The sequence below is a fragment of the Streptomyces bikiniensis genome (genome assembly GCF_000716625.1).
GTDB classification, from domain to species: domain Bacteria; phylum Actinomycetota; class Actinomycetes; order Streptomycetales; family Streptomycetaceae; genus Streptomyces; species Streptomyces bikiniensis.
Genome location: NZ_JNXJ01000092.1, coordinates 1 through 6,137, shown reverse-complemented (window position 1 = coordinate 6,137; position 6,137 = coordinate 1). Strand labels below are relative to the sequence as shown.

At 68.4% G+C, this 6,137-nt stretch carries 1 protein-coding gene; it reads right to left on the bottom strand.

Annotated features, from left to right (window positions below; all coding sequences use genetic code 11):
• The coding region (locus OO47_RS34330; protein WP_051716424.1) for a DNRLRE domain-containing protein at positions 1-5,817 on the bottom strand (5,817 nt) is incomplete at its 3' end.
• Positions 5,818-6,137 lie beyond the last annotated feature (320 nt).

The following is a 6,137-nucleotide window of genomic DNA, read 5'->3' as shown; positions in this document are numbered from 1 at the left end:
CCAGCGTTTGCCGTCGAGGTCGTATTGGTTGACGGGGTCGCCGGGATAGCCGTAGCGGTTGTCGCCGCCGCCGTGGACGGGGTCGGTGGACAGGAAGCGTCCGGTGCGGGGGTTGTAGAGGCGGACGCCCATGAGGGTGAGTCCGGTGAGGGTTTCGGCGGAGCGCTGTTTGGCGCCGAGCCAGTTGTAGCGGACGGCGGGCTGGTTGTTGCGGGGGTTGCCGTATTCGTCGTTGTCCAGTGCCTGGGGTGCCTTGGAGGTGTCCAGGGGGAGCTGGAGGGCGACGTCGCCGTGGATGTTGGTGAGCTGCAGGACGGTGTCGCCGGTCTTGCTGGTCGTGGCGCCGAGGTCGCCGGAGGCGGTATCGACGTTACGGGTGAGGGCGCCGGTGGTGGTGTCCTCGATGGTCCAGCGCGGGTTGTCGCTGTCGCTGTCGTAGTGGTTGAGCTTGGACGCGGTCGTGGTCCAGGTGGTGCCGCTGCCGGTTGCCACGCTCCAGGAGCGGAAGCGGTGGCTGGCGTCGAGCTGCCAGGTCTGGCGCTTGCCGTTTGCGGTCTGCTGGTGGGCCAGGTCGTTGGCGTAGTAGCCGATGGTGCCGTTGCCCGGGGCGGCGGTGGTGCGGCCGAAGGCGTCGTAGGTGTAGCCGGCGTCGACGAGGCGGTCGGCGCTGTCGTAGGTGTAGCTGGTGGTGGTGCCTCCGGTGGTGGGGCAGTCGGCGCCGGGGGTGCCGGTTGCCGAGGTGAGGGTGGTGCGGTTGGTGCGGTTGTCGAAGGTGTAGCTGCGGAGGGTGCAGATGGTGTCCGCGGTGTCCTCGACAGCGGTCAGGCGGCCGGTGGCGTCGTAGCGGTAGGCCTGGTCGGACCAGCCGGCATGGGTGGTGACCTGCCCGTGGACGGATTCGGTCACGGTGTCGGAGTAGACGATCGTGCCGTCGCTGTCACGGGTGTAGGTGCGTTCCAGCGCTGATCCGGTGGTGTCCTCGGTCTGCTTGACCGTGTAGCCGCCGGGGAGCTGCTCGCTGGCCACGGAGCCGTCCGCGTCGTAGGTGGCCTTGAACGCACCGGCGATGGAGTCGGTGGTCGTCGTGGCCAGTCCGCGCGGCTCGGCGGTGTGGTCGTAGGTGTAGGTGACCGTGGACGGCGCGGTGTCGGTGACCTTGACCGGCCGGTTGAGCAGGTCGTACTCGGTGGTGGTCGTACCGTTGTCGGCGTCGGTGTAGGACACCATGCGGCCGAGCTTGTCGTACGCCCTGGTGATCGTGCCGCCGGTGGGCGAGACGGTCTTGACTGCCTGTCCGGTGGCCGGGTCGTACTCGGTGGTGGCCTGCGGGACCGCCTGTCCGACACCACCGGTGGTGGCGACGGTGGTCGGCCGGCCGGCATTGTCGTACGAGGTGGTCGTGGTCCGGGTCACGCCGTTTGCGATCTCGGTGACCTTGGCGGCGTTGCCCCACCAGTCGTACTCGGTGGTCGCAGTCGGCATTTCAGCGGGGTTGGTACCCCCGCCGGTGATGGCACCAGCCGGGCCGGTGGAGCACACCAGGTCGGCCCACTCCGGGCGGCCGGCACAGGCACCGGTGCCGGTGGCCGACCAGTAGGTCGTCACCCGGGTCGCGACGTCGCTGCCGGTGGCACCGGGCAGTATCTGCTTGGTCACCCGGCCCTGGGCGTCGTACTCGGTGGTCTCGGTGATCGCCAGACCAGCCGGGTTCTTGATGGTCTTCGACGGCAGGCCCTTGGCCCAGTCGTAGACCGTCTGCACGGCACGGGACTCGCCCATGACGGTGGGGTGTTCGCGTACCTCGGCACCGGTGGTGACCTTGGTGACCTGGTCCTTGACCTTGGCAGTGCCGTCGGTGGGACGCCCGGCGTCGTACTCGTTGACCGTCCAGGAACGGGCGGTCACCGACGTTCCGGCCGGCACCAGGGTGGTGGTTCCGGACTTCAGGTCGGCGGCCAGAGTGACACGCCGCAGCGGGCCGAACTCCTCCAGCTCGCGCGTACCGGTGTCGTTGTAGAGCGACTTGGTCGCCAGCAGGTCGGCACGCTCGGCCGAGGAAAGCGACCCGATGCCGAGGTCGGCCTGGGTGGCCGTGTCGTCGGCGGTCAGCCCGAGTGCGACTGCCCGGTTGCCGGCCGACAGTTCCCGCACGGTGTTGCCGAAGCGGTCGTACTCGGTGGTGGTGATGTGGCCGCCGGGGGTGGCGGTGTTGACCTCGCGTCCGGACACGCCGAGGTAGTGCACCTCGGCCCGCTTGTAGTCACCGGAGCCAAGGGTTCCGCCGGAGTGGTCGGCGGGAACGGCGTCGGCGGGGAAGACGGCGGTGGCGTCTGTGGGGGCATCGCTCTGTCCCCACGCCTTCACGTCCGCAGCGCCCATCTTGTGCGGTGCGGCGGTGCCGGTCAGCGCAACGTCGTAGACGATGCTGGTTGCGGCGGTCCCCAGCTCGGTACCGGTCGTGCCCTGCTGGAGTCCGGGACGTGATGCCTTCAGCAGCATGCCCTCACCGGCGGTGACGGCGTTGCCGGCCTTGCCGTAGGTGAAGGTCCAGGGCAGTTCGCCGGGCGGGGTCAGCTGCGTGACGCGGCCGACGGTGTCGTAGGCGTACAGCGTCTTCAGCGCGGGGCTGATCTGCGGGTTCCACGTCTCGCGCAGGCGGCCGTTGCCGTCGTAGAGGTAGCTCTGCACCGTCTTGGAGGTCGCCGCGGTAGCACCGGGGGCGGTGGACCACAGGCGGATCTCCTTGACCTGGCCGGCCACGTCGCCCAGGGCGGTCGTGGTGGCGGTGGTCGTGGCTCCGTAGACAAACTCCATCACACGGCAGCCCTGGGTGGCCGGGTCGGCCGTGCAGGCAGCAGCGGTGGCGGCCGAGGTCGGCGCGACGACCTGCTTGGGCCGTGCGAGCTTCTTGCCGTCGACGGTTACCGTCTCGGACACGACGGTGGTGGTGCTGTTGGACAGGCCGTCCAGCAGCGTGCTGGAAACCTGCCAGGTGGCGGCCGCGGCGTCGAGCTTGGTGAACTCGGTGACCGTGCCTTCGGTGTCGGACAGCGTGAAGGCGCCCGTGGTGCTGCCCTTGAGCGTCAGGCCCTCCGCACCGGGCTCGGGCACCCAGCCAGTCTTCGCCGCATTCGCGGTGAAGTGCGTCTCGTCGCCCTCAGCGCCCACCACGGCGACAGCCGTGTCGGACAGCTTGCGGATGTGAGAGAAGTCGGACTCCGTCGCCTCCGCGGTGGTGCCGGCCACCCACTCCTTACCGAAGATGGCCACCTGGCCCTCCTGCGCTGCACCCTTGCCGGGGGTACGCGAGGACGCCGTACGCGACACCGCCATATCGAAGGCCGAAGCGTCGCTGGCCGAGAGGGTGTAGTCACCCGTCAGCAGGTTCACCGAGCCGGGCCCGACCTCCTTGGCGGCCGCGCCGGTGGCATTGCGGTCGACCACGACGGTCAGCGGCGCGGTGCTTCCCGCGGCGCTGTTGGCGCCGGCGAAGTCGGCCTTGATCTGGATCGTGCCGTCCGGGTCGACGGTGTTGGTCGCGTCCCAGACCAGGGGCGCGTTCTTACCGTTGGTCATGGCCACCGGCCACGCGGTCAGCGCGGCGCCGCCGGAGGTGACGTCGGCGACCGGGATACGGACCCACGGGTCAGCCTCGGAACGGCGCCAGGAGAAGGACACCTGGTTGTACTTGGCTGCGTCGGCTTCAGCGACCAGCGGCAGGCGACGCGCGGTCCGCTCACCCTCGGCGGGCTGCACGAAACCGCCCGGCCCGGCGTGGAAGGTGTAGTCGATGGCCTCGGACTTGTTGTCCGCCTTGTCGACCGCCCGCACCTGCAGGGTGTGCGTGCCGTCCTTCGGCGGGGCGATGGAGATCGCCTTCGCGCCCGTGGCTCCGCCCGTGGCGACCTTGGTCCAGGTCGTTCCGTCCAGCGACCACTCAAGCCAGTTGTGGTCGCCGGCCGGAGGAGTCACGGTGAACGTGCCGGCCTGCCCCGCGCCCTTGACCCAGGCGGTGGAGGGGTAGTCCGTTGAGGTGATGGCCGTCGGGGCGGACGGAGCCGCGGTGTCGACGGTGAAGACCTTGAACGCAGACCAGCCCACGTTGTAGTGGCTGCCGTCGTAAGGCGAGGTACGGAACTTGTAGGTCTTGCCGTTGGTCAGGACGCCCGCCGGGACGGTCACCGAGGCGACCTGGCCCGAAGGCACGTACTTCGACACCAGGACATTGCCGACCTGGGTGTTGGTGGCGTTGTCGAAGATCTGGAAGGTGCCGTTGACCTTGTCACCGTCCGCGTCGACGAAGGTGTCGCGCAGGGTCGGGGTCGCAGTGTTGACGACATAGTTGCCGCCGTAGGAGAAGTACGGCGGGCCGGCTTCCTGCTTGGTGCCGGTGCGCGGCCGGTAGTTGTAGTTGACGACCAGCTTGGGCGGGTTGGACGCCGCGTTCGCGGAGTTCACCCGCTTCCACTGCGTGGTCAGCGTCTCATCCGTGGCGCGCAGGCCCATGTGGCCGCGGGTGGCCTTGGCGGAGGCCCACTCCTGAACCAGCGCGGTCACATCGGCGTTGATCCAGCCGTCGGGCTGGGCGGTGCACGAGGTGTTGCCGCGGGTCTCGGTGGAGGTGGCCTTCTTCGCCGTCATCGTGGGACGGTTCGTCCAGCGGCTCGAGGTGGATGCCGCACCGGAGGACCACACCTCCCACGGCTGCGCGGTGCAGGCCGGGGAATTGCCGGAGTGGAAGTTCCACAGGCTCAGCTTGGCGTCGAGCACGAGCGCGTCCTGGACCGGCGTGGTGTTCCAGGAGACGAAAGACTGCGCGATGCGCGCGGTGCCGTCGGCATTCTTGGTGCCGGGGTTGCCGAGGTCCAGCTCGACATCGTTGGACCAGTCGACGGTTTCGCCCTGCTGGACATAGGTGTCGAAGACGTTGCCCAGCGCAGAGGTGGACGGGTCCACCGTCACCGGGTACTTGGTTTCCGGGTCCGCCAGGAACTTCGCGTCCGGCGTCAGGACCAGGTCCACCGACCCCTTGCGCTTGACGACCTTCATGTCGACCTTGGCCCGGCGGGTGTGCTCGCCGGATACCTTGTCGACCGTGGCGTCCCACATCACCGGAGCGGGCATGACTGCCTGCTTCTTGCTCTTCTTGTCGGTGAAGAGCAGGCTGCCGTCCTCCTGCTCGGTGACCTTCAAGCCCTTGGTCTTCAACGGCAAGGTATAGGTGTAGCCGCCAGTGGCGGGACGTTGCTTGATCTCGACGTACTGCTCGAACCCGGTACGCGTCGCCTCGACGACCACGTCCGCGCCAGGCACAGCGTTGACGTACTCGGCACGCGTGCCCTCCAGCTTGGGAGCCGGCAGCCCACCCCGCCACTGCAGGGTGATCTGCTCATCTCCTTCGCCAAGGGTGACCAGGTCGACGGCCTTGGACGCCTGCCCAGCCTTCAGCGAGGCAGCCGGCGTACCTGTCTTCCCCGCCAGCCTCAGTCCGTTGGGGTGAGCCTTGGACTCGACCGCCCCATCCGCTCCAGCGACGAGATCAAGGTCGACATCACGCCAGTCGCCGCTGTCCTCGTCATGAAAGCGCACGGGGCCGGCGGACAGCTCGGTCGTGAGCGACCCGTCCTTGTTGACCCAAGTCGTCGACGTCTCCGTCCGCTCCGACAGGGCCTCCACACGCTTGCCCGACAAGCGGGCAGCCACGCGCGCCGACGGAATGTCAGCAGCTTGCGTGACACTGGACTTCTTGGCAGCCGTGATCGCCTCGGAGGGCGCCGCCGCAGCTGGACTCACGCCGTCGAGCAGCGTGAAGGCCATGGTCGCCGCGAGGCCGCCTGCGACGTAGCGCAAGCTCCTCCCCGACCAGACCCGCCCGCGCTCATCCGGCGCGGGTATGTGAACCGTCATGATTCCTCGGTCTCTTCGTTACATGTGCATCACAAAAACCGATGCCATGTGAAGGTACCTACGAGGAAAAGATCAAAAATCCGGCAAGGGGGCACGCGCCCGACATCCCCGACAGCTAACCGGAAGATCGTGATCGATTCTTGACGGACCGCCAGAGGCGCCTACCCACTCCTAACCCCACCACACACACGACTTCACACCGCCAACAGCCACCACCCAGAACCCCGGCG